Genomic DNA, 24,125 nt, shown 5'->3' with positions numbered 1-24,125 from the left:
GCGGTAGGTGCCAATTTCATGCTGATTTTTTGAATCCACCCGCCTGCGTGGCCGTGCGCGCGATCTTCACGACATGGCTCACGTAGATGCCGGGCGTGACGATGGCTTCGGGGTCCAGCGCGCCCAGCTCCACCACCTCGTGCACGGTGGCAATCGTGGTCTTGGCGGCGGTGGCCATCACGGGGCCAAAGTTGCGTGCCGACATGCGGTAAGTGAGGTTGCCCCAGCGGTCGCCCTTCTCGGCCTTGACCAGGGCCACATCGCCGTGGATGGGGTATTCGAGCACGTAGTGTTTGCCATTGATCTCACGCGTTTCCTTGCCTGCAGCCAATTCGGTGCCATAGGCCGTGGGGCAGAAAAAGGCGCCGATGCCCGCACCCGCAGCGCGCAGACGCTCGGCCAGATTGCCCTGGGGCACCAGTTCCAGCTCCAGCTTGCCGCTGCGGTACAGCTCGTCGAACACGTAGCTGTCGACCTGGCGCGGAAAACTGCAGATGATCTTGCGCACCTGGCCCGCCTTGAGCAGTGCGGCCAGGCCCTGGTCGGCATTGCCCGCGTTGTTGTTGACCACCGTGAGGTCACGCGCCCCCTGGGCGATGAGGCCATCGATCAGCTCGCCCGGAATGCCAGCCGTACCGAACCCGCCTATCAACACCGTGGCACCATCCTTCACCCCCGCAAGGGCCTGGGCCACCGAGTCCGCCAGTTTGTTGATCATTGCAACGCTTTCTTGGTTTCTCTGTTGTCTCTTTGAAATTTGTTCGCCTGTAGAACAAATGTTCGCTTAAAGAATTATAGTTGGCATACGTATGAATTCACAAACCCCTGAAGCCAAAGACCCCAAACCGAGCGACAGCTATGTGCAGTCGTTCGCGCGCGGGCTGGAGGTGATCCGCTCGTTCAGCGCGGCCACACCGCAGCAAACCTTGAGCGAAGTCGCCGTGCAGACTGGCCTGACCCGCGCCGGCGCGCGCCGCATCCTGCTCACGCTGCAGACGCTGGGCTATGTGGAGACGGACGGCAAGCTGTTTCGTTTGAGCCCGCGCATCCTGGACCTGGGGTTTGCGTACCTGTCTTCGCTGCCCATCTGGAACCTGGCCGAGCCGGTGATGGAAGACCTGGTGGAAGAGGTGCGCGAGTCGTCATCGGCCGCCGTGCTCGACGGCCTGGACATCGTATATGTGCTGCGCGTGCCCACCCACAAGATCATGCGCACCACGCTGGGCGTGGGCTCGCGCCTGCCCGCGTGCTGGACGTCCATGGGCCGCATGCTGCTGGCCGGGTTGCCGGACGACGAACTGCAGGCCCGGCTGCAAGGCCACCCCATGCAGCGTTTTACCGAACACACCACCACCGATGTGGATGCACTGCTGGCCCACATCCGCCAGGCGCGGCAGCAGGGCTGGTGCCTGGTGAACCAGGAACTGGAAGAGGGTTTGATATCGATTGCTGCGCCGCTGACCAACCGCACGGGGCAGACGGTGGCGGCGCTCAACATCAGCGGGCAGGCCAACCGCACGAGTGCGGCGGTGATGCAGGAGAGCATGCTGCCCACACTGCTGAGTGCGGCCCGGACCATTTCGCGCATGATGGGCGCACCGAGGGGATGATGAAGGGAGGAAGGCACACCGAGAAAAGCCGGTGATCACCCCCGCAACGAGCAGCCCGTGCTAAAGCACCGACTCCCGTCTTAGTTGGAGAGGGCAAGAACCGGAGTCGTAACCCCAGTCGCTCGCCATGACAGGTGAAATCAGTTCTTGCGAAACCCCAGCACCAGCACCACGCCGCCCAGCACCATCGCACCCAGGCTCATCCACTGGGGGATATTGACGGATTCTTTTTCCTTCACGGTGAGCTCCAGCGGGCCCAGTTTGGCTTGGGTGGTGTCCTTGGTAAAGCTGAAGCCGCCGGTCAAAAACCCGGCCAGCCCCACCACCAACAACAGCACACCAACGATTCGCATTGCATTCATGACACTTCTCCCGATGCCGGGTTTGGAGGACTGCGACAAAGTGGACCCGGCTCCCGACCTTTGCGCCAGCCCAATGTAGGTGCGCCAGCGCAGGGCCAGCGTAGGACGCCGCCCCGGCGCGATGTAGCAGGCGGGCGCGATCCGAACCGCCTTCCCCTGTGCGCTCCGGGCTCTTGCCCTGCGTGCTACCCTCACGCCCCATGTTCAGCCCCTCCCAAGCCGATGTGCGCCGCTTTCTGTGCGGTGTGCACGCCAAGACCCAGAGCGGCGCCCCCATGGAAGCCATCGAGACGCTGGCAAGCCTGTGGATCGCCGAGCACCCCGAATACCACACCGATTTGTCCGATGCCGATGCGGCCGTCACTCGTAACTACGACGAAACACCGGGGCAGACCAACCCGTTTTTGCACCTGTCGATGCACCTGTCCATCAGCGAGCAGTGCAGCATCGACCAGCCGCGCGGCATCCGCCAGGCAGTGGAGCTGCTGACGGCACGGCTCGACTCCTTGCACGACGCGCACCACGCCGCCATGGACTGCCTGGGCGAGATGCTGTGGGAGAGCCAGCGCGCAGGCCGTCCGCCCGATGGCGACGCCTACATCGCCTGCGTGCAGCGGCGCGCCACACGGGACTGACCACCCACGCTACATCCGCTGGCCGGTCACAACAACTTGAACGCCAGCACCGCCACCATGGTAGGTGGCAAGGCACCCAGCAGCAGCCCCAAGGGGTGGATGGCGTTGTCAGCGAACTTCTCTTTCAGGATTGCCGCGCCTGCGGGGTTGGGTGCATTGGCAATCACAGTCAGCCCCCCACCCGTTACTGCACCCGCCACCAAGGCGACCTTGAACTCGTCGCTCAGGCCTTCGACCAACGAGCCCAGGTAGGTCAGCGCAGCGTTGTCCGTAAAGGCAGTGAGCGCCGCCGCCCCAAAGAACACGGCACTGGCGTCCATCTTCATGAGCACCGGCTGCAGCCACCACTGCTGCAAACCACCCAGCACCACCAGCCCGGCCAGGAAGAAAGCCACCAGCAACGCCTCGCGCAGGATCAGCGGGTTTTGGTGGCGCTGGTAGGCCGTGGTGAACCCCATGAAAAACAGGAACAGGCCCATGAAGACTGCTGGGTGGTGCGCAAACAGTACGACAAGCCCCAGGAATACCAGATGCACCAGCATCACGGACACAGGCACGGGCGCCTCGTCCGTCGTGATCTTGCGTCCCATGTGCCCCACCTGTTGGCGAAACAGCAGCGTGGCGATACCGGCGTTGACCACCACCGCGACGGCCGCCTTCCAGCCAAAGTTGGACACCATGAACCACAGGTCCCAGTTCCACTGCGCCGCCACCATGAGCACCGGCGGCGCGGCGAACGGCGTGAGGGTGCCGCCGATCGAGATGTTGACGAACAGCACGCCAATGGTCGAATACTTGAGCTTGTTCGACAAAGGCTGCGAAAACAGGATGTCACGCAGCATCAGTGCCGCCAGCGTCATCGCAGCAGGCTCGGTGATGAAGGAGCCCAGCAGCGGAACGGCCGACAACACCACAAAGTACATCGCCACACCGCGCTGAAAAGGCATGCACCTTGCCAACACCCGCACCGCGGAGCCAGCCATCTGAAGAATCGGCCGTGTAGCCGCAATCACCATGATCGCGAACACAAACAGCGGTTCGGTGAAATTGCGCGAGTCCAGGTAGGCCGTGGCCTCCTGCTTGCCGCTGATGGAGAACATGAACAGCATGAGCACCAGCGCCCAGAAGCCGAAGACCACCTCGACCTCGCCCAGCAAATGCCAGATGCCCGCATGCTTGGGCTGCGTATGCGCCAGGCGTTCGAAATACTTGGTGGAGAAGGTGTGGAGGATGGCCAGGCCGAACAGGACGGCCCCGATCACCTGGATCAGGGTGGGAGAGGAGTTCATGGGTCGCAGAAAAACCGCGTGGCGGCCCGACCAGCGCATGAACCTGCCGGGCCACCATGGCGCCGACACCCAACTTCCATTTTACCGTTGCACAACGGCGGCTCCGTGTAGGCGCAGCGCGCTTGGAACACCGCTCACGGCATACACACAACCATGCACCCTACTCGGGAGTCGCGCTTTCCAGACAATGCGGGCACCGTACCCGGAGGCACCATGCACAGTCACCCATCCGCACAACCCTTGTCTTCACCGCCCCCTGCGCCGATCCCTGGTCCCGTGGCCTGGCTGGGCTATGGTGGCCTGCTGCCGTTTGTGGCACTGGCGGCTGGGGGCCTGTGGGCACCCAGCACGCCCTGGTGAAGCGCGGCGCTACTGGCCTATGGCGCGGTGATTCTGAGTTTTGTGGGAGCGCTGCACTGGGGCTTCGCCATGGCGCTGAGCGGCCTCAGCACCGCCGAGCGCACACGCTGCTTTGTGTGGAGTGTGGTGCCATCGCTGATGGCCTGGCCTGCGACGCTGTTACCCCCAGCGGGAGGGGCAGCGCTGCTGGTGACAGGCTTTGTGGCGCACCTGGTACAAGACCATCGGCTGGCCGCACGCACATCGCTTCCAGCGTGGTACCTGCCGCTGCGCTGGCGCCTGACAACCACGGCCTGCGTGTGCCTGGCCGTTGGCGCCATGGCCGCCAGCCGCTGACGATTCGATGGCCCAGCAAAAAGCCCGCCGAAGCGGGCTTTTTATCAACGGTGGTGTCGCTTAACGGAAACGCGACTGGGGCACCGTGTGCAGATCACCGTCGAGGCCGCTGATGTAGTTGGACAGCGCCTTCAGCTCAGCGTTGGTGAACTGCTTGGCCACCCCGCCCATGATGGCGTTGCCACGGCCCACATTGGCGTTCTTCTCCACCTTGTAGGACTTGAGGGCCACGAAGAGGTAGTCGGCATGCTGGCCGGCGATCTTGGGGTACGAGGGATCAATGGGCTTGGCGAAGTTGTCGCCATGGCAGGACACGCAGGCGCCCTTCTTCAGCAGCTCGGCCACCTGCACACTGGGTTCGCGGCCGGGCTTGGCGGGCAGTTCGGCCCCCGTCTTTCCGTGCTGTTCGTAGTAGGCCGACACGTCAGCGATGTCCTTCTCGGACAACGACTCGGCGATGCCGCGCATGGTGGGGTGCTTGCGCTCGCCCTTCTGGTAGGCGACCAGCGCTGCCGCAATGTACTTGGCGCTCTGGCCCGAGATCATGGGTACCTTGTGGATCTCAGGAAAGCTGGCCTGGTAGCCAACAATGCCGTGGCAGCCAATGCACATGGCAATCTTTTGCTTGCCGGCTTCCACGTCGCCTTTGGCTTCCTGGGCATGGGACAAGGCGGTCACGGAAGCGACAGCCAGGGCAAATAGCGTGGTCAGCGTTTTGTTCATTTTGCGCGCACAATCTCGTGGAAGTTCAGCTCTGGGCTCTGATCAGCCGCCGATTATAGCCAGCGCCCTGTCAAGCCCATTCATCAACGATCCGGTGTTTTCCCCCATGAAATTCCAAGGCTCCCAGAACTACGTCGCCACCCAAGACCTGATGCTCGCCGTCAATGCCGCCATCACGCTGCAACGGCCGCTGCTGATCAAGGGCGAGCCCGGCACGGGCAAGACGATGCTGGCCGAGGAAGTGGCCCAGGCGCTGGACATGCCGCTGTTGCAGTGGCACATCAAGTCCACCACCAAGGCCCAGCAGGGCCTGTATGAATATGACGCCGTGAGTCGCTTGCGGGACAGCCAGCTCAACGATGGCGACAGCGCAGAGCGCGTGAAGAACATCCGCAACTACATCATCCAGGGCGTGCTGTGGCAGGCCTTCACGGCCGACCGGCCCGTGGCACTGCTGATCGACGAGATCGACAAGGCCGACATTGAATTCCCGAACGACCTGCTGCGCGAGATCGACCGCATGGAGTTCTACTGCTACGAAACGCGCGAACTCATCAAGGCCAAGCACCGCCCGCTGGTGTTCATCACCTCGAACAATGAAAAGGAACTGCCCGACGCATTCCTGCGCCGCTGCTTCTTTCATTTCATCAAGTTCCCCGAAGCCGACACGATGCGCCAGATCGTCAACGTGCACTTCCCCACGCTCAAGAGCGAACTGCTCACCGTGGCGATGAAGACGTTCTACGACGTGCGCAACCTGCCGGGCCTGAAGAAGAAGCCTTCGACCAGCGAACTGATCGACTGGCTCAAGCTGCTGGTGGCTGAAGACATTCCGCTCACCGCCTTGCAAAGCGCCGATAACAAGGTGGCGGTACCCCCGCTGGTGGGGGCGCTGCTCAAGAATGAACAGGACGTGAGCCTGTTCGAAAAGCTGGTGTTCATGAATCAGCGCAACCGCTGACTCCCCGGCAATGTCCCAACACCCTACCCCTTCGCTGGCAGACGGCATTGCCGACGCCATTGGTTTTGTTGGCGGCGCACTCGCCGGTTTCTGGCTGGGTCAGTGGCTGGGCATGGACATCTTTGCGCCAGGCTACGGCACCCCGGCCCTGGTGGGCATTGCCCTGGTGGGACTGGGCGGCGGCCTGGGCCTGCACGCTGCGCGGCGCTGGCAGACCAGTCGGCGCAACAAGCCCTCCAAGGATTGACGAAGAGAAAAGACCCATGGCTTTTGTAGAACCAGTCACCCTGCGCGACCGAGGCATCCGCCTGGAGCCCCTGGCGCTCTCCCACGAACACGGCTTGGCCGCCGCTGCGGCCGATGGCGAGCTGTGGAAGCTGCGCATCACCTCGGTACCCGAGCCCCAGGACACCCGCGCGTACATCGAAGCCGCCTTGAAGATGCGCGAAGACGGGAACCGCTTTGCCTTTGCGGTGGTGGATGACGCGACGGGCAAGGTGCTCGGCTCCACCAGCTACCACGACATCGTGCCCGCTGTGAAACGCGTGGAGATCGGCTGGACCTGGTACTGCCAAAGTGTGCAGCGCACCCACGTCAACACCACCGCCAAGCTCTTGATGATGGGTCACGCCTTCGACACGCTGGGCTGCCATGTGGTGGGCTGGCGCACCGACAACTACAACTTTGCATCGCAAAAAGCCATAGAACGCCTGGGCGCCAAGAAGGACGGCGTGCTGCGCGGCCACGCGCTGCGCCGCGACGGCACCATTCGCGACACGGTGATGTACAGCATGCGCTCAGGCGAGTGGCCTGAGGCCAAGGCGCAGTTGCTATATCTTTTAGAGCGTCGAACGCTTACCAAATAAGCGCTGGAGGCCAAAATCATGCTGATCGACTTCTTCTACACCCTGCGCTCGGCCAAGTTGCCCGTGTCGGTCAAGGAATACCTCACCCTGCTCGAAGCCCTGCAGGCCGGTGTGGTGGGCCCCAAGTCGGATGACGCATGGAGCCTGGACGACTTCTACAACCTCTCGCGCCTCACGCTGGTCAAGGACGAGAAGCACTACGACAAGTTCGACCGGGCCTTTGGCGCCTACTTCAAGGGCGTGGAGATGGTGGCCGACTTCACCAAGGAGATTCCGGCCGACTGGCTGCGCAAGATCCTGGAGAACGAGCTGACGCCCGAGCAAAAGGCCGCCATCGAGAAGATGGGCTGGGACGAACTCATGGAGACGCTGAAGAAGCGCCTCGAAGAGCAGAAGGAACGCCACGAAGGCGGCAGCAAGTGGATCGGCACGGGCGGCACCAGCCCGTTCGGCCACGGCGGCTACAACCCGCAGGGCGTGCGCATTGGCGGCGCGGGCAAGAACAAGAGCGCGGTGAAGGTGTGGGAGCAGCGCGCCTACAAGGATTACGACGACCAGCAGGAGCTGGGCACACGCAACATCAAGGTGGCCCTGCGCCGCCTGCGCAAGTTTGCGCGCGAAGGGCATGAGCTGGAGCTGGACCTGCCCGACACCATCCGCAGCACGGCCGCCAACGCGGGTTACCTGGACATCAAGATGGTGCCCGAGCGGCACAACAACGTGAAGGTGCTGCTGCTGATGGACGTGGGTGGCACGATGGACGAACACATCCAGCGGGTGGAAGAGCTTTTCAGCGCAGTCAAGAGCGAGTTCAAGCACCTGGAGTTCTATTACTTCCACAACTGCGTGTACGACTTCATGTGGAAGAACAACCGCCGCCGCTTTGCCGAGAAGTTTCCGACCCTGGACATCATCCGCAAGTACAACAAGGACTACAAGCTGATCTTTGTGGGCGACGCGACCATGAGCCCCTACGAAATCCTGCAGCCCGGCGGCAGTGTGGAATACAACAACGAGGAAGCGGGCGCCGAGTGGATTCAGCGCCTCACGCACGCCTTCCCCAAGTTTGCGTGGATCAACCCCGAGCCCCAGGGCGTATGGCAGTACCGCCAGAGCATCAGCATCGTTCAGCAACTGGTGAGCAACCGCATGTACCCGCTGTCGCTCAAGGGGCTGGAAGAGACCATGCGGCTGCTGTCGAAGTAGGCGAGATGGGGCCCCAGCGCTTTGGAGCCCATCGCGCGGAACTGTCTGACACGACCGGGCTGATTTTCGGTGCATAGTGGCGGTGGGCCGGTTTTGCAGCCAGCCCCAACCACCCAAACCACCTTCTCCTGCCGTGCCTTTTCGCGTCCTGCGCCCCACTGCCCTTTTCTCAACGCCGGCCCCATGGTCGGCGTTGCTGCTTTTCAGCGCGCTGTGCCTGCAGGGCTGCAGCCTGCTGCCGCGCGGTGAGGATAGCGAGAGCACAGGCTCGGCGCCCACCCCGGCCATTGCCGAATCGGGCACGCCCTCTTTCGCTGTTCAGGTCAACGCCCCCGCCAACGTGCGCGAGACGCTGGAGCGCCACCTGGAGCTGCAGCGCTTTCGCCACCTGCCCGATCTCCACGCCAACGAGCTGCAGCGCCTGCTGGGCGCAGCCGATGCCAACGCCCGCGAACTGTTGGGCACGATGGGCTACTTTGCACCCACCATCACGGTGGAGCTGACCGAAACGCCCGACAGCAAGGCCGCCCCGCGCACGGTGGTGGTCACGGTGCAGCCCGGCCCGCAGACCCGCATTGCCAGCGCGGACATCGACTTCACTGGCAACACGGGCGGTACGGACAGCTCCAGCGCGGAGCGACCAACAGAAGAAACCGGTACCAGCGCCAGCATCCGCCAGCAGCAGCGCTTGCAGCGCAACTGGTCCCTGCAGCCGGGCCAGCCGTTCACCCAGTCTGCCTGGGATTCGGCCAAGAACGACGGCCTGCGCCAGCTGCAGGCGCGCCGGCACCCCACCGCCCGCATCGCCAGCAGCCGGGCCGAGATCGATGCCGACCAACACGCGGCAAAGCTCAGCGTGACCTACGAGCCCGGCCCGCCCTACCGCTTCGGGCCGCTACGGGTAGAGGGCAGCCAGCGCTACGACCCCGACGGCGCCCGGCGCCTGGCACGCCTGCCCACAGGCGCGGTGTATGACGAGGCCGAACTGCTCGACGCCCAGCTGCGGCTGGCCAGCAGCGGTTACTACGATTCGGTATTTCTCACGCTCGACACCGAGGGCACTGACCCGCAGGCCGCGCCCGTGGTGGCCCAGGTGCGTGAGGCACCGATGCAAAAGCTGGTGTTCGGCCCCGGCTTCTCGACGGACAGCGGCGCGCGCCTGTCGCTGGAGCACATCCACAACCAGTTGCCCGTCATCGGTTGGCGCGCGGTGAGCAAGCTCTCGCTGGACCGCGAGACCAAACACGCCAGCAGCGAATGGACCGACCTGCCCAACAACAACGGCTGGCGCTGGTTTGCAGGCGCCCAGCTGCAGCGCGAGGCGACGGGCGACTACGACGTCAACAGCGGGCGCGTGCGCTACGGCCGCAGCAAAAGCACCAAGAACATCGACCGCAACTACTTCCTGCAGTACGACTACGCCAATAGCCAGGGCCTTACCGCCAACGTGCAGTCGCCCTCCGACACCAGCACGGCCTTTAGCGTGAACTACGGCTGGACGGGCCGCTACTTCAACAGCGCCACCGCCCCCACGCGCGGCCATGGCATCGCCGTGGAGCTGGGGCTGGGCACCACGCTGCGGCCTGAGCGCGACCCGTTTGTGCGCACCCTGGTACGCTGGCAGTCGTTCATCCCCGCAGGCCGCGTGCAGGACGCCGCTGGCGTGGGCCGCAGCGCCCGCGTGGCCTTGCGCGCAGAGGGCGCGACCGTGCTGGCGCGCGATGGCGCGCAGATCCCTGTCACCCAACTCTTCCTGACCGGGGGCGACACCACGGTGCGTGGCTACGGCTACCGCAGCATCGGCGCCCGCACCGACAACGGCCAGCTCTACGGCGGCCGCTACCTGGCCGTGGGCAGCGTCGAATGGCAGCGCCCCATCGTCTACCAGGGCGCCATGACCGACTGGGAGAGCACGTTGTTCGTGGATGCTGGCGCCGTGGCCGACCGCCTGGGCGACCTGGACCCGCGCGTGGGCGTTGGCGCTGGCGTGCGCTGGCGCAGCCCTGTGGGGCCGCTGCAGGCCGACCTGGCCTATGGCGTGAAAACCAAGGAGGTGCGGCTGCACCTGCGGCTGGGGTTCAGCTTCTGATGAGCGCTGCACCCATGCCCCCCCACTCCCCGACACCCCGCGCACGCTCCTCCGATTTCAGCGCAGGCGCATCGCACCACCAGGGCGGCCAGCACCCTTCGCCACGCCGTGGCCGCCGTGCGCTGCGTGCACTGGGCTGGCTGTTGGTCGCAATGATTGCGCTGCTGATCGCCGCCGCAGCCGCCGTGTGGTGGTGGGCAGGCAGCAGCACGTCGCTGGCCCTGGCGCTGGCGCGCGCGGCGCAGTACCTGCCCGCCAACCAGCAGCTGGAGAGCCGCGAGGTGACCGGATCACTGCGCAGCGGGGGGCGTATTGGCTGGCTGCGCTGGCGCAGCCCCAGCCTGTCGGTGGAGGTGACCGACATCCGCCTGGGCTGGCAGCTGGCCCCGTTGCTGCAACGCCGCCTGGAGCTGGGCGAGGTGCATGCCGCACGCGTGCAGATCACGCCACTGGGCAGCCAGCCCAGTGCAGAGCCACCCACGCCCCTGACACAGCTGGTGCTGCCCTTGCAGATCGGCGTGCCGTTCCGCGTAGACCAGATCCAATGGGCGGGTGCCCCGGCCGTGGAGGCCCAGGGCCTGGCCGGCGACTACCGCTTTGACGGGCGCGAGCACCGCCTCAACATCGCCAGCGTGGCGCTGGCCCAGGGCCAATACACCGCGCGGCTGACGCTGCAGGCCCAGGCCCCCATGGCGCTGAACGCCACTGTGGACGGCACGGTGAGCGCCGCCGTGCCCGGCGGCACCACCGCCCTGCAGGTGGGTGCACACGCTACCCTGCAAGGCACGCTGGCCACAGCGGCAGCGCAGCTACAGCTGCGGGCGCGCATCAGCCCCACCGCCGCCCAGGCCGGGCCCACGCAGCCACCCCCTGCCCCTGCCAAACCACCCACCGCCAAACCAGCAGCACCGCCACCACCCGCCGCAGATCCCATGCAGGCCGACCTGCAGGCCACGCTGGCACCCTGGTCCCCACAGCCCTTGCAATCGGCCCAGGCCACACTGCGTGCCGTCAACCTGGCAGCTCTGTGGCCCCAGGCCCCGACCACCCGGCTGCATGGCACCGTGCAGGCCGGGCCCACCGGGAGCGGAGCAACGGCTGGCACTGGTTGGTCCCTGCAGGCACAGCTGCGCAACGAACTAGCAGGCCCGTGGGACCAGGCCCGTCTGCCCATCACCGCCCTGCAAGCCGATGCCAGCTACGACAGCACCCGCTGGACGGTGCCCGGCGCCACTGTGAATACAGGCACCGGCGCAGTCACCCTGCAAGGCAGCTACACCCCTGGCACCGGCGCGCTTGAGGGCCAGGCTGAACTGCGCAACCTGCGCCCAGACGCCCTGCACACCGCCTGGGCAGCCGCCCCGCTGGCGGGCCGCGTGGGCGCGCAGATGCAGGGCGACGTGGTGCGCTTTACGGCAGATATCCGCGCCACCGGCACCGCCGCCTCCGGCAAAACCCCCACCAACCGCCCCGCCTTGCTGCGCATCAACACGCTGACCACCCAAGGTAGCTGGCAACCCCCGTCACCCACCCAGCCCGGCGGCACCTTGCAGCTGGAACGCCTGCTGCTGGACGCTCTGCAGGCCCGCATTGAAGCCACCAACCTGCGTGTGGCCCCCGGCGATCTGTCGGGCCAGGGCCAGATTGCGCTGACCGTGCCCGGCGCCACAGCGCGCGCCCAAGGCAGCCTGGCGCCCCAGGCGGGTACGGGCGACCTGCAGGTCCAATGGACCGACGTGGACCAAACCCAACGCTGGCTGGCCAGCCTGCCGCTGGTGGGCACCCGTTTGCAAGAAGCCTTGCAGGGCGCCACCGCCAAAGGCGCCGCGCAACTGAACGCGCGATGGAAAGGTGGCTGGCAGACAGCGGCCCGGCAACTGCAAGCCGCCACCGCAACCACCAGCGACAGCACATCCCCCAACGCCAGCCGTGCGGGCGGCACGCCGCCATCGGACAAAGCCACCTTCGAGCTGCAAGCCAAGCTCTCCACCCCGCTGCTGGACCTGTCACTGCCTCCCGGTAAAGATGAGGGCGGCGGTTCCACAGCCGTGCAACTGCGCGCTGTGCAGGCCAGCCTCTTGGGCACCCTGGCGCAGGCCACGCTGACGCTGGATGGCGAAGCCCGGCTGAATGCATCCCAGCCCCAGCAGATGCAGCGGCTGGCCCTGCAAACCCGCGCCACGGGCGGGCTGACCACACCCACGCAAGGGGCGCAGGTGCAGATCAGCGAACTGCGGCTGGTGGCACAAGACACCGCACGCCCCGGCCCCTGGACGCTGCAACTGGCCGAGCCCGTATCTGTCACCGCACGCGCCACCACCGGTACACGCTCGCCAACAGCGGGCTACACCGTGGTGTTGGCCACTGCAGGCCAGGCCCGCCTGACCGGCCCCCTGCCCGGCACCGCCGTGCTGCGGTGGCAGCCCCTGCGCGTGGCCACCGACGCGAACCCTGTGCAATTGCAAACCCAGGGCACCGTGCAGGGCCTGCCCATGGCCTGGGTCGACGCGCTGGGCCTGGGCAACACCCCGGCCGCCGCAGGACGCCCTGCCCAGCCGCTGCTGGCCCGCATGGGGCTGGCCACCAGCATCGTGCTGGACGGGCAATGGAAAGTGGACAACACCCAAGGCCCCCTGCGTGCCAGCGCCAGCCTGCGCCGCGCCAGTGGCGACCTGCGCATCCTGGCGGGCGACGCCACCGCCATCACCGCCGTGCAAAGCAGCGGCCAGGGCACGGGCGCGGGCGCTGCGGCGGTGATCGCCACCGAGGCCTCGGCAAGCCCCTCGGCATCAGCTACTGCATCCGGTGCAGGGGCAGGCACCGCCGCCGGTGTGCGCCAGGCCGAAGTTACCGTCGAGATCGAAGGCGAGGCCCTGCGCGCCCAACTCGCCTGGGCGAGCGACCGGGCGGGCGAGGTGCAGGCCAACGTCAGCACCCGCCTCACACCCGGAGCGCCCGGCGCCTCCGCCGCTGCGGGCGCCAGCCCCTCCTCGCCCTTCACCTGGGCGCCCGATGCACCCCTGGCCGGCACCCTGCGCGCGCGCCTGCCCGACGTGGGCGTGTGGTCGGCCCTGGCCCCGCCCGGCTGGCGCGTGCGCGGCACGCTGGACGCCAGCGCCACCTTGTCAGGCACCCGCAATGCGCCGCGCTGGGCCGGCACGCTGGGCGCCGACGACATGGCCGTGCGCTCGGTGGTCGATGGCGTAGACCTGCAGGGCGGCCGCCTGCGCGCCACGCTGCAAGGCAACCAGCTCAATATCACCGAGTTCCGCCTGCAGGGCGGGCGCGGCAGCGGTGCGCGCATTGCGGGCTTCAGCGGCAACCGCACTTCCGCACCGCAAGACGGCGGCACGCTCACCGCCACTGGCCGCGTGAGCTGGGGCGACAGCGCCACCGCAGCCACGGGCCTGTCAGGCATCACCATGTCACTGCAGGCTGAGGCCAAGGCGCTACAGGTGCTGGTGCGGGCCGACCGGCAGATCAGCGTGTCGGGCCAGCTGCAAGCACAGCTTCAGCAAGGCCAGATCAGCCTGCGCGGCAAGCTGACCACCGACCGCGCCACCATCATCCTGCCCGACGAAACCGCGCCCACGCTGGGCTCCGACGTGGTGGTGCGCTCTGCGGCCAAGGACCGCGAAGACCAGGCCAAGGCCCAGGCCGCCGCCAAGGCCAACCAGGTAGCGGCCCAGGCCGAAACCGCCAAGCCCCCCGACATCGCCATCACCCTGAACCTGGGGCGCGACTTTGCCCTGAGCGGCCAGGGCATCACCACGCGGCTGACGGGCGAGGTGGGTATCCGCAGCAGCGCCGTGCCCGGCGCCCCACCCCGCGTGACCGGCGAAGTGCGCACCGACGAAGGCCGCTACCGCGCCTGGGGCCAGATGCTGGACGTGGAGACGGGGCTCATCCGCTTCAACGGCCCCTACAACAACCCCTCGCTCGACATCCTGGCGCTGCGGCCCAACATCAGCGTGCGCGCTGGGGTGCAGGTCACTGGCAGCGCCCAGGCGCCGCGCGTCAAGCTGTATTCCGACCCCGAGCTGCCCGATGCCGAAAAACTCTCGTGGGTGGTCCTGGGCCGCAACGCCTCCGCAGGCGGCGCCGAAGCCGCCGTCATGCAGCAGGCCGCCCTGGCCCTGCTGGGCCGCCGTGGCGGCGGCAACACCAGCGCCAACATCGCCAGCCGCATTGGCCTGGACGAAATCGGCTTTCGCAGCGCCACCACAGGCGAAGACGCCAGCGCAGCCGCCCTCACCTTCGGCAAACGCCTGTCCAAGGATTTGTATGTGACCTACGAACGCAGCTTGTCGGGCACGCTGGGCACGCTGTACATCTTTTACGACCTTACCCGCAGCCTCACGCTGCGCGGGCAGACGGGCGAGAAAAGCGCAGTGGACATCATCTACACGGTGAAGTACGACTGAGGCTGCGCACGCCAGAAAGCGTGCGCGTGACCACTACAATGCGCGGCTGTCTTGCCTCCTCGTAGTTCAATGGATAGAACGAGTGCCTCCTAAGCGCTAGATACAGGTTCGATTCCTGTCGAGGGGACCAAATTCATAGCGAAATGGCTTCTATCGCTTGATAGATAAGCGCTGAAAGCTATCAAAATAGAAGCATTTTCACGGCAGGCTCCTCGCAGTTTGTGCGGTGGAGTCTGTAGCCACACGAAGGCCCGCCGCCCTCAGCTTCTTGAACCGTCTCCGCGCACGCCGCTGTCGGAAGTAGCCTTGGTTGCCTCACCAGCTTCTTCGGTATTGACCGCCGTACCCGCTGCCGCGCCGCCCAGCGCACCCGCAATGCCGCCCAAGGTGCCTCCAACGACTACGCCCACCGGGCCGGCGACAGCAACGCCCACGGCCGCCCCGGCAGCCGCGCCCGCCATCATGCCGCCGCCCACCAGCACGGAGTGGGCCTCGCGCTCTGCGTCTTCGGGCTCCAGGGCGGTCTGGGCGCCAGGTCGTGGGTCTTGCGACGGGATGCCGTAGCCAGGGCGGGCTTGGTCGGCCAGGTCTTCATCCACCGGTGGGGTGGCCGGATGAGGGAGTGTGGATGGATGCATGTGCGTCTCCTGGAAGGGGGTGACAAAACAAAACGGTTTCATCTCCCTCTCTTTTAGGGTCCACTCAGCGCCGTGTGCGCCATCCTGCAGACCGTGAGGCTGTCGGACAATGCCCGGTGCCGACGCAGACGCACAGCTTCTCAAGTCAATACGCCACTTGCCCACCTAAGAACCTGTTCAAGCTCTTTTCGGGGTCGCACAAGTACCTTGCCGGGATAGGATGCAAGGCGCGGTGCGTAGCCAATAGCTCGGCTATTGGCAAGCGCCGCAACGCTGCAGACCGCCCGGCAAGGCACTTGCCCGAAGGGTTGGAGTGAAATCGGGCGATTGGAAGCCCCGGCTGCTTGCATGGGCACAAGCCCATGCGGCGCATCCGTTGCATCCACTCATCCCGATTGCACTCCAATGCGATCCCCGAAAAGAGCTTGAACAGGTTCTAAGATCACCCCATGTCGGCATCCCCTTCCCCCTCCATCCTTCCCTTTGCCCCACAGCCCTCCGCCAGCGCACTGGCACAGGCGCTGGGGATTCCCGTTTTTTCCCCGCACTGGCACATGCCGCAATACCCCGATGGGGCCGTGGGGCCGTGGCAGATGAAGCGCACTGGGGTGGGGCTGGACCGTGGTTACCACAGCGGCCCGTGTGTCACCTCGGGCTCGACAGTGCTGATGCGCCAGAGCGCTGCGGGCGGGTGGGAAACCTGGATGTCGCTGTCGCCGATGGAAGTGGAAAGCCAGGAACTGGCCTGCCGCCATGCGCGGGGCCACACGGTCGTGATGGGCCTGGGCATGGGCTGGGTGGCGGCCAACATCGCGCTGCAGCCCACGGTGGAGCGCGTGACCGTGGTGGAGCGGGATGGGGATGTGCTGGAGCTGTTTGGCCGTTGCCGCGTGCTGGAGGGGCTGCCGGAGTCTGCAGCGCGCAAGGTAGAGCTGGTGCAGGCCGACGCGCTGCAGTGGCAACCCCAGGGCGCGCCCGTTGACTTTCTGTACGCAGACATCTGGCTGTACCTGGCGGAGCCACAAACCCTGGCGGAGGTGCAGCGCATGCAGGCCAACGTGCACGCTGACCAGGTGTACTTCTGGGGGCAAGAACTGGTGTTGGGTGCAATGGCCAGCGCACAGGCGGCGCCCGGTACGCCCGCATGGACCGACGCGGTGGACCATGCCGTGCGCGAGACAGGTTTGCCGCTGCTGGCGCAGGCAGACGAAGGGTATGCCAACCTCATTGCGCGGGTGTTGCAGCTGCGCCAAGGCGGCCGACCTACCGCCGGTTGACCGGCTGGCAGCCCAGCCAAGGGCCTCGGGCTTTTGCGTTATTTGGTGAGCCACTTGCGCTGCGCGCGCGGCTGTACGGTGATGTCGACGCTCTGGTGCACGGCTGGCTGGCCGCTAGCGGCGTCGGTTTCCACCACGTCTTCCAAAGCGATGTCCTTGACCTCTGAATGGGTCGTTTCTTCCAGGTCGGCCAGGATGGCGCTGACCTTGCGTTCAGCCTCAGCGACCTTGGATTGTGGCAACGGCGAAGTGCGCATCATGGGCGGCTCCTGTGAGATAGACCCATTCTGGCCACGGAGCACGCTCTGTGCGTGTCATCCTTTGCCGACGGCCGGGTGTCAGCGTGACGGCCATCCCGGAGGTCTGGACATGCCCAGGCGGTGCGCGATTTCAGGCCGCCTGAGGCGCTGCGCGGTCGGCGCCAGAGGGCCGACCAGCAGTCATCGCACTGCCCATGGACGCCGCCACGATGCAGCCAATGGCCAGCCACTGGATGACGCTCAGATGCTCGCCCAGCAGTAGCAAGGCCAGCACGGCAGCCACCGCAGGCTCCATGCTGATCATGATGCCGAAGGCCTCCTTGGGCAGGCGCTTCAAGGCCATCATCTCAAGCGAGATCGGAATGGCGCTGGACACTGCCGCCACCGCCAGCCCGATGAGCAGCACGGTGGGCGACAGCAGCGCAGCGCCCGCATGCACCACGCCCACCGGCACCACCACCAGCGCCGCCACCAGGAGGCCCAGCGACACCGTGTGCCCGGCGTGCAGGTGCCCGGCGCGCTTGCCGAACACGATGTACAGCGCCCAGAACACCGCCGCGCCTAGGGCATACAAAACTCCCACGAGGTCCAGCGTGCTGCCGTTCAAACCCAGCGGCAGCAGCATGCCCAACCCGGCCATGGCCAGCGCCACCCACACAAAATCCACGGCGCGCCGCGAAGACCAGATCGCCACCGCCAGCGGCCCTGAGAACTCGATGGCCACCGCCAGCCCAAATGGCAGGGTACGCAGCGACATGTAGAACATTAGGTTCATGCCCCCCAGCGCCGCGCCGTACAACATGACGGCACGCGCATCGGCCCGCGACAGATGCCAGCGCCACGGCCGCCACAGCAACAGCACCAGCAACGCCGAAAAGCCCACGCGCACGGCAGTGGTGCCCTGCGCGCCCACCACCGGAAACAGCCAGTGCTTGGCCCAGGAGGTACCAATGCCCAACGCGGTGACGGAGCCCAGAACGGCCAGAAAGGGGAAAAAACGGTGCAGAAGGGAAGCGCTCATGGGTTGAAAATATAGTGTGACCCATGCGTGCTTTTTGCTCGATTTTCAGGGCCCGCGTGCAACTTTCGCTCACCACCACGAGGCGCCCCATGCCCGCCACCCCAGCACTCGACCGCTTTGACATCGCCATCCTGGACATCCTGCAGACAGACAACACCACACCCCAGCGCGTGATTGCGCAGGCGGTCAACCTGTCGGCACCCGCTGTGCAGCGACGCATCCAGCGGCTGAAAGACAGCGGCGTGATCCGCGCCAACGTGGCGGTGCTGGACCCGGTGAAAGTGGGCAAACCGCTGACCATCGTGCTGGAGGTGCACCTCGAAAACGAGCGCCCCGACCGCACCGCCCCGCTGCGCGCGCGCATTGCCAGCGAAGACGCGGTGCAGCAGTGCTACAGCGTGACGGGCGAGGCGGACTACCTGCTGGTGGTGAACGTGGCGTCGATGGAAGACTACGAGGGGCTGACGCAGCGGCTGTTTGAGGGGGATGACAACATCAAGCGGTTCAGAACGTCGGTCGCACTGGCCAGCCTGAAGACCGGGCTGCGTGTGCCGCTGGACCACGCGCTTCCAACTGCCTGACTACAGCCCCAACGCCCTGCGCAACTGCGCGCCCGTGAGGCGCTGGCGCGGGCCGCCCAGCAGTTCGCACATGCGCGCATTCAGCGGCGCCTCCATGCCCTGCTGAGCCGCCAGCCTCACCACAGCCCCGCTGAGTGCATCAATCTCGGTCACACGCCCGGCTTCCAGGTCGTCCCACATCGACGAGCGCGCCTTGGCGTCGATCTGCAGCATGCGTTTTGCCAGCCGGGTGAAGAGCCAGTTGGGCAGGCGCAGCACATGGGGCAGCAGCGTGGGCGACACGGCGGTGACCTGGGCGGGTGCGATGCCTGCGCGCGCCATCACACGCAGCGCCTCGGTTTGCAGGGCAGCAAAGACGCGGCGGCAGTCGCGGTCGAGCAGCTCTTGCCGCAGAGGCAGGTCGGACAGCGCATTGACCGGGTTGTTGAGGTTGAGCAGCAGCTTGCCCCACTGCACCGCACGGATGTCGGCGGGCAACACGGTGGCCAGGCCTGCAGCGTTGAAGACCGGCGCGATGCGTTCGGTGACGGCATCACGCTGCAGTTGCAAATGGCCCGCGGTGGCACGGTGCACCTGGGCGCCGCGCAGCACCACGTTGTAAGGCACCATGCCCGCCAGAACACTCAGGCCCAGCGCCCGGGCTGTGACACGGGCCACGTTGTCCACGCCGTTTTGCAGCGAGATGACGGGCGTTCCCGGCGCACAGGCGTCGGCCAGTTCGCGCGCAGCGGATTCGGTGGCGCCGCTTTTGACGCACAGCAGGATGATGCTGTCCGGGCCCGGCGCCGCGTCGGCCAGTGTGTGTGCCAGTTGCAGCGCAGACACGGGCACGGTGCGTTCAAAGCCATCCAGGTCCGTGACTTTGAGGCCGTGCAACGCGATGGGCTCCAGCGCATGCGGACGGCCCACCAGGCAGACCGGCTGGCCGTGCGCGGCCAGGCGCCCACCCACATAACAACCAATGGCGCCTGCGCCGAGAACGATGAAGTGCATGCGGATGCTTTCTGGATCAACGGAAGACGGTGCCCCGCGATGGATGCGGCGCCTGCGCATTGTGCGGCGACACGCCCACAGGGCCTGGCGCAGAGGCGACGGTATCTGCAGGCACCTGCAGCCTTCATATTTTGAGCTTTATTGGCCCCTGGCGCTTATTCATCAAGCGCCAATAGCTATCAAAATAGAAGCATCATCAACAAACAGCACCTGCGCCCAACGGGCCTTCCACCAGCAGACCTCAGCCAAACCGCACCGTCACCAGCAGCCCCCCCAGACGCGGCGAAGCGCTGAGTTGCACGGTGGCGCCATGGCCCTGCGCAATGGCCTGCACGATGGCCAGGCCCAGGCCACTGCCCGGGGCGCCTTCCGAGGTTTCGCGCACAAAACGCTGCATCACGCGCTCACGGTACTCGGGAGCGATGCCGGAGCCGCTGTCTTCCACCGTGAGCACGGCAGCATCACCCTCGCGGCGCACCTGCAGGTCCACCCGGCCGCCGGGCGGGGTGTACTTGATGGCGTTGTCCAGCAGGTTGCGCGCCAGCATGCGCAGGGCTTCGGCATTACCACGCACGGTCACGGGCACGGTGGCGGCGTCGGAGTTGAGCAGGCCTACATCCATGCTGCGCGCCTGCGCGGCGGGGGCCACGTCGGCCAGGGCCAGCTGCGCCGCGGCGCGCAGGTCCACGGGTTCGGTGGTGGCGGTGCTGGCCTCTTGCCGGGCCAGGGTGAGCAATTGCTCCACCAGGCGCGTGGCGCGGTCGATGCCGGCCGACAGGCGTTCGATGGCGACGGCACGCGCGGCATCATCGCCCGCGCGCTGCAGGCCCTGCAGCTGCAGGCGCAGTGCGGCCAGGGGCGATCGCAGTTCGTGCGCGGCGTCGGCCACAAAATGCTCCTGCGCGTCAAAGGCGCGCTGCACGCGCTCGAACAGCAGGTTGAGCTCACTGACCAGCGGCTGCACTTCGTCGGGCAGCTGCGCGTCGCTTACGGGCGAGAGGTCATCCGCTTGGCGCTGCGCCAGCTGGCGGCGCACGCGCTCCACCGGGGCCAGCGACCGGCTCACACCCCACCACACGGCCAGCACCAGCAGCGGCGCCATGATGGCCAGCGGCGCCAGCGTGCGCAGCGCCAGGCTGCGGGCCATGTCGCGCCGCGCGGCCATGTTCTGCGCCACCTGGATCACCTGCGAACGCGTTTGCATCGAAAACACCCGGTAGGTGCCGCCGCGCGCCTGCACGTTGGCAAAGCCCAGCACGGCGATCTGCGGCAGGGCCGCGCCCACGGCGGATTCAAAGATGCGCAGGCCTTCGTTGGTCCACACCTGCACGATGAATTCGTGGTTTTCGTCCTCGGGGTCCAGGCCCGGGCCCAGCCCTTGCGCATCCACCGGCAGGCCCGAGCGCAAGGCCAGTGCGGTTTGCTGCATGTGGTAGTCGAACAGCGCATCGGCCTCGTCCAGCGCACCCCGGTAGGCCAGTGCGCCCTGCACTGCGCCGGCCAGCACGATGGCGGCCAGCAGGAACACCAGCAGACGCATGCGCAGCGAGCGCGGGAGCATGGACTGCTGCGCGCTGCGCCAGGAGGTAGTTGGCACGTTCTTCATCTCTATCCATCCATCCCCGCCGCATGCTCAGGGCGGGAGATTGCGCGGGGGCAGCCAGCAAGGGCCGCCCCGCAGCAAAGGCTGTCGTCCCCTTGGGGGGAAGCGGCGAAGCCGCTCAGGGGGGTCATGCCTTCGGCACGAGGTAGCCCACCCCGCGCACGTTCAGCACCAGCTCGGGCCCCAGCTTCTTGCGCAGGCCGTGGATATAGACCTCCACCGCGTTGCTGCTCACCTCGTCGCCCCAGCCGTAGAGTTTGTCCTCGAGCTGCTGGCGCGACAGCACCATGCCGGGCCGTGCGATCAGCGGCTCCAGCACCGCCCATTCGCGTGCCGACAGCACGACAGGCGCGCCATTCACCGTGGCCTCGCGCGTGGCGGGGTTGATGCACACGCCCTTGTGTTCATACACCGGCTCGGCCCGGCCTGCAGCGCGGCGCAACAGCGCACGGATGCGGGCGAGCAGTTCATCAAGGTCGTAAGGCTTGAGCACGTAGTCGTCCGCCCCCGCGTCGAGCCCCTCGATGCGCTGGGCCACGGCATCACGTGCGGTGGCCACCAGCACCGGGGTGCGGTTCTTGCGCGCCCGCAGGTCGCGCAGCACGGCCAGGCCGTCGCGCTTGGGCAGACCCAGGTCCAGCAGCACGAGGTCATAGGGCTGGGTGCGCAATGCCGTGTCGGCGGCGTCGCCGTCGCGCGCCCAGTCCACGGCGTAGTGCTCGGCGCGCAGCAGGTCTTGCACGGCTTCGCCGATCATGGAGTCGTCTTCAACGAGGAGCAGGCGCATGGTGGGCAAGCATAGCCAATGAAATCAATCGGGCCACCGAAGTGGCCCGTGCAGGCATCGCATCACAGCGGACCACAAAGCTCAGCGCAGCGGTTCTGGCCAGGAGGCTGTCGGACTTGGAGCGTCGAAGCGAAAATTGGCCCCAGCGAGGACAGTTTTTGCCGGATTTGCAGCCCCATAGCCGAGCTATGGGGCAAAAAGACGGTAAAAAATGGACCGCTGCGGCCAATTTGCAGCCGACGATTTCCAAGTCCGACAGCCTCCTCTCCTACGCGTTTCGTCGCAGACAGTACCGAAAGTACGGCAAGACGGAACAACGACGCCAGGAGAGCCTTTGGGACCGCTTAGCCCAAACGCACCGGCACAAAGATCTTGTTGCCATCACGCTCGATCAGCAACGCCACCGACTTGCCCGTGGTGGCCTTGGCCATTGCCGCGCGCACCTGCTCGATGTTCTTGGCGGGCGCGCCGTTGATGGCCAGCAGCACATCGCCCGGCTGCACACCGGCCGCCGCAGCGGGGCCGCGCGCCTGTTCGATCACCAGGCCCTCGGCCACACCTACCTCGCGGCGCTCCTGCGGGTCCAGCGGGCGCAGCGACAGGCCCAGCTGGCCCTTGCCCACGGCGTCGTCATTGCGTGCCTGCTTGGTCGCTTTGTCGCTGGCGTCACCCAGGGTGGCGGTCAGCTCCACCGGTTTGCCCTGGCGCCACACTGACAGCTTGGCCTGCTGCCCGGGCTGCGCCTGGCCCACCCAGGCGGGCAGGTCGCCCGAGGCCACGATGGGCTGGCCATTCACCTGGCGAATCACGTCGCCCGCCTGCAGGCCTGCTTTCTCGGCCGGGCTGCCCTTGCTGACACTGGCGACCAACGCGCCCTCGGGCTTGTCCAGCTGGAAGGATTCAGCAAACGCCTGGTTCACCTCCTGCACGGCCACGCCCAACTGGGCGTGGCGCACCTTGCCGGTGGCCACAATCTGGTCCTTGATCTTGGCGGCCAGCTCGATGGGGATGGAGAACGACACGCCCTGGTAGCCGCCCGAGCGGCTGTAGATCTGCGAGTTGATGCCCACCACCTCGCCGCGCGCGTTGAACAGCGGCCCGCCCGAGTTGCCGGGGTTCACCGCCACGTCGGTCTGGATGAAGGGCACCAGGCTGTCGTCGGGCAGCGAACGGCCCTTGGCGCTGACCACGCCCGCCGTCACGCTGTTTTCAAAGCCAAAGGGCGAGCCGATGGCCAGCACCCATTCGCCCACCTGCAGGTCACGTGTGCTGCCCAGGCGTACGGTGGGCAGATCCTTGGCGTCGATCTTGAGCACGGCCACGTCGGTCTTGGGGTCGGCGCCCAGCACCTTGGCGCGGAACTCGCGCCGGTCAGTGAGCTTGACGACCACTTCGCTCGCGCCTTTGACCACGTGGGCATTGGTCAGCACCAGGCCATCAGGGCTGACGATGAAACCCGAGCCCTGGCCATGGGTGGGTACGTTGGGCTGGCCTTGCGGGCCCGCGCCGGGGAAACCGAACTGGCGAAAGAATTCGTAAAACGGATCGTTTGGGTCGATCTGCGGGCCACGGCCCTGGCGGGCAGCGGGTTGCTCGTCATCGTCGTCATCGTTGGCCATCGCCGTCTTGGTGCTGCCCGTGACGCTGATGTTGACCACGGCCGGGCCGTTCTGCGCGGTGATCTGCGCAAAGCTGGGCAGCGCACCGCCCGGGGCCATGGCCGTCTGCGCCACGATGGGCGTGGAGGGTGTGACCGCGCGGGCCTGGTGCCCGCTGATGAGGCCGGCGCCGGTGGCGCCCACAGCGCCCGCGGCCACCAGGGCCAGGATCAGGCGGCGGGGAGTGGATGCAAGCGTGTTGTTCATGGTGTCTGCCTTTTCAATCAGGGTTGCGATGGAAGGCAGTGTGGGCACGGACACTTAGACGAAACTTAGGCGGAGTCGGTAAGCCATGAACCCGCGGGTATCGGTGCCGCATCCTGGTTTTCTACGGCCCGGCAACTACCTCAGTCTTTGATATCGCACGGCCCCACGCCAGTGCCACCGTGCAAGGGCCGCCCCGCCGCACGGGTGGCGTCCCCCTGCCCGCATCGCGCAGCGATGCG

Annotated in this window: 23 protein-coding genes and 1 tRNA gene; 13 read left to right on the top strand and 11 right to left on the bottom strand. The window is 66.5% G+C overall.

The annotated features are described in order from the left end of the window. Positions 1-16 precede the first annotated feature (16 nt). Positions 17-718: a 3-oxoacid CoA-transferase subunit A gene (locus tag AC2YJX_RS23555; protein ID WP_487257430.1), complete on the bottom strand. Its 702-nt coding sequence runs from the start codon at positions 716-718 to the stop codon at positions 17-19. A 91-nt stretch (positions 719-809) separates the two neighbouring features. Between AC2YJX_RS23555 and AC2YJX_RS23550 the strand changes: the two genes are divergently transcribed. Further along, complete coding sequence (locus AC2YJX_RS23550; protein WP_487257429.1) at positions 810-1,610, top strand: IclR family transcriptional regulator domain-containing protein; 801 nt, start codon at positions 810-812, stop codon at positions 1,608-1,610. 140 nt (positions 1,611-1,750) lie between these two features. On the opposite strand, the gene AC2YJX_RS23545 is transcribed toward AC2YJX_RS23550, so the two are convergent. Further along, positions 1,751-1,972, bottom strand: a complete 222-nt coding sequence (locus AC2YJX_RS23545) for a hypothetical protein (protein ID WP_176886849.1) — start codon at positions 1,970-1,972, stop codon at positions 1,751-1,753. 200 nt (positions 1,973-2,172) lie between these two features. Between AC2YJX_RS23545 and AC2YJX_RS23540 the strand changes: the two genes are divergently transcribed. After that, on the top strand, positions 2,173-2,607 hold the full coding sequence (locus tag AC2YJX_RS23540; protein ID WP_487257428.1) for a DUF1841 family protein: 435 nt from the start codon (positions 2,173-2,175) through the stop codon (positions 2,605-2,607). Positions 2,608-2,633: 26 nt separating this feature from the next. Here AC2YJX_RS23540 and AC2YJX_RS23535 read toward each other — a convergent pair whose 3' ends face one another. Next, positions 2,634-3,896 carry a putative Na+/H+ antiporter gene (locus AC2YJX_RS23535; RefSeq protein WP_487257427.1) on the bottom strand — a complete coding sequence of 421 codons (1,263 nt, stop codon included), beginning with the start codon at positions 3,894-3,896 and terminating at the stop codon, positions 2,634-2,636. Positions 3,897-4,109: 213 nt separating this feature from the next. Here AC2YJX_RS23535 and AC2YJX_RS23530 point away from each other — a divergent pair, with 213 nt between their 5' ends. Both AC2YJX_RS23530 and AC2YJX_RS23525 read left to right on the top strand, forming a co-directional pair. Continuing rightward, positions 4,110-4,256 (top strand): hypothetical protein, encoded by a 147-nt coding sequence (locus tag AC2YJX_RS23530; protein ID WP_487257426.1) that lies wholly within the window; start codon positions 4,110-4,112, stop codon positions 4,254-4,256. Positions 4,257-4,268: 12 nt separating this feature from the next. Further along, the gene (locus AC2YJX_RS23525; RefSeq protein WP_487257452.1) at positions 4,269-4,592 is read left to right on the top strand and encodes a DUF3429 domain-containing protein; all 324 of its coding nucleotides are present in this window, start codon (positions 4,269-4,271) and stop codon (positions 4,590-4,592) included. A gap of 60 nt (positions 4,593-4,652) precedes the next feature. Here the strand turns inward: AC2YJX_RS23525 and AC2YJX_RS23520 are convergent, their stop codons facing one another. After that, positions 4,653-5,315 (bottom strand): c-type cytochrome, encoded by a 663-nt coding sequence (locus AC2YJX_RS23520; protein WP_218301864.1) that lies wholly within the window; start codon positions 5,313-5,315, stop codon positions 4,653-4,655. 106 nt (positions 5,316-5,421) lie between these two features. Between AC2YJX_RS23520 and AC2YJX_RS23515 the strand changes: the two genes are divergently transcribed. From AC2YJX_RS23515 to AC2YJX_RS23485, 7 genes are all read left to right on the top strand, one after another. Further along, positions 5,422-6,276 carry an AAA family ATPase gene (locus tag AC2YJX_RS23515; protein WP_487257425.1) on the top strand — a complete coding sequence of 285 codons (855 nt, stop codon included), beginning with the start codon at positions 5,422-5,424 and terminating at the stop codon, positions 6,274-6,276. Between the two features lie 10 nt (positions 6,277-6,286). After that, positions 6,287-6,523: a hypothetical protein gene (locus tag AC2YJX_RS23510; protein WP_055401590.1), complete on the top strand. Its 237-nt coding sequence runs from the start codon at positions 6,287-6,289 to the stop codon at positions 6,521-6,523. A gap of 16 nt (positions 6,524-6,539) precedes the next feature. Further along, complete coding sequence (locus AC2YJX_RS23505; RefSeq protein ID WP_121420978.1) at positions 6,540-7,142, top strand: GNAT family N-acetyltransferase; 603 nt, start codon at positions 6,540-6,542, stop codon at positions 7,140-7,142. A gap of 18 nt (positions 7,143-7,160) precedes the next feature. After that, positions 7,161-8,348: a vWA domain-containing protein gene (locus AC2YJX_RS23500; protein WP_218301867.1), complete on the top strand. Its 1,188-nt coding sequence runs from the start codon at positions 7,161-7,163 to the stop codon at positions 8,346-8,348. Between the two features lie 133 nt (positions 8,349-8,481). Further along, positions 8,482-10,437 (top strand): autotransporter assembly complex protein TamA, encoded by a 1,956-nt coding sequence (locus AC2YJX_RS23495; RefSeq protein WP_487257424.1) that lies wholly within the window; start codon positions 8,482-8,484, stop codon positions 10,435-10,437. Positions 10,438-10,451: 14 nt separating this feature from the next. Further along, the gene (locus AC2YJX_RS23490) at positions 10,452-14,861 is read left to right on the top strand and encodes a translocation/assembly module TamB domain-containing protein (RefSeq protein ID WP_487257423.1); all 4,410 of its coding nucleotides are present in this window, start codon (positions 10,452-10,454) and stop codon (positions 14,859-14,861) included. A gap of 55 nt (positions 14,862-14,916) precedes the next feature. Next, positions 14,917-14,991, top strand: a tRNA-Arg gene (locus AC2YJX_RS23485). Positions 14,992-15,121: 130 nt separating this feature from the next. On the opposite strand, the gene AC2YJX_RS23480 is transcribed toward AC2YJX_RS23485, so the two are convergent. Further along, a complete protein-coding gene (locus AC2YJX_RS23480; RefSeq protein WP_121420981.1) occupies positions 15,122-15,499 on the bottom strand; it encodes a hypothetical protein in 378 nt (125 codons plus the stop codon). Between the two features lie 449 nt (positions 15,500-15,948). Between AC2YJX_RS23480 and AC2YJX_RS23475 the strand changes: the two genes are divergently transcribed. Then, positions 15,949-16,776 (top strand): hypothetical protein, encoded by an 828-nt coding sequence (locus AC2YJX_RS23475; RefSeq protein ID WP_121505538.1) that lies wholly within the window; start codon positions 15,949-15,951, stop codon positions 16,774-16,776. Positions 16,777-16,814: 38 nt separating this feature from the next. On the opposite strand, the gene AC2YJX_RS23470 is transcribed toward AC2YJX_RS23475, so the two are convergent. Continuing rightward, complete coding sequence (locus AC2YJX_RS23470) at positions 16,815-17,036, bottom strand: hypothetical protein (protein WP_121420983.1); 222 nt, start codon at positions 17,034-17,036, stop codon at positions 16,815-16,817. 130 nt (positions 17,037-17,166) lie between these two features. Beyond that, positions 17,167-18,057, bottom strand: coding sequence for an EamA family transporter (locus AC2YJX_RS23465; RefSeq protein ID WP_487257422.1), 891 nt, complete (start codon positions 18,055-18,057; stop codon positions 17,167-17,169). An 89-nt stretch (positions 18,058-18,146) separates the two neighbouring features. On the opposite strand from AC2YJX_RS23465, the gene AC2YJX_RS23460 reads away from it, so the two are divergent. Further along, a complete protein-coding gene (locus tag AC2YJX_RS23460; protein WP_055394356.1) occupies positions 18,147-18,638 on the top strand; it encodes an Lrp/AsnC family transcriptional regulator in 492 nt (163 codons plus the stop codon). Here AC2YJX_RS23460 and AC2YJX_RS23455 read toward each other — a convergent pair whose 3' ends face one another. The 4 genes from AC2YJX_RS23455 to AC2YJX_RS23440 all read right to left on the bottom strand — a co-directional run bounded on the left by AC2YJX_RS23455 (position 18,639) and on the right by AC2YJX_RS23440 (position 23,886). After that, positions 18,639-19,631: a 2-dehydropantoate 2-reductase gene (locus AC2YJX_RS23455; protein WP_487257421.1), complete on the bottom strand. Its 993-nt coding sequence runs from the start codon at positions 19,629-19,631 to the stop codon at positions 18,639-18,641. It abuts the gene before it with no gap. A 241-nt stretch (positions 19,632-19,872) separates the two neighbouring features. Then, positions 19,873-21,237: an ATP-binding protein gene (locus AC2YJX_RS23450; RefSeq protein WP_487257420.1), complete on the bottom strand. Its 1,365-nt coding sequence runs from the start codon at positions 21,235-21,237 to the stop codon at positions 19,873-19,875. Positions 21,238-21,361: 124 nt separating this feature from the next. Beyond that, positions 21,362-22,021, bottom strand: a complete 660-nt coding sequence (locus AC2YJX_RS23445; RefSeq protein ID WP_487257419.1) for a response regulator transcription factor — start codon at positions 22,019-22,021, stop codon at positions 21,362-21,364. A gap of 344 nt (positions 22,022-22,365) precedes the next feature. Then, positions 22,366-23,886, bottom strand: a complete 1,521-nt coding sequence (locus tag AC2YJX_RS23440; protein ID WP_487257418.1) for a DegQ family serine endoprotease — start codon at positions 23,884-23,886, stop codon at positions 22,366-22,368. Between the last annotated feature and the right edge of the window lie 239 nt (positions 23,887-24,125).

It is taken from the genome of Acidovorax sp. SRI_002, from assembly GCF_057586455.1.
The sequence above is the reverse complement of the archived record's forward strand: the minus strand, read 5'-3'. Positions and strand labels throughout refer to the sequence as shown.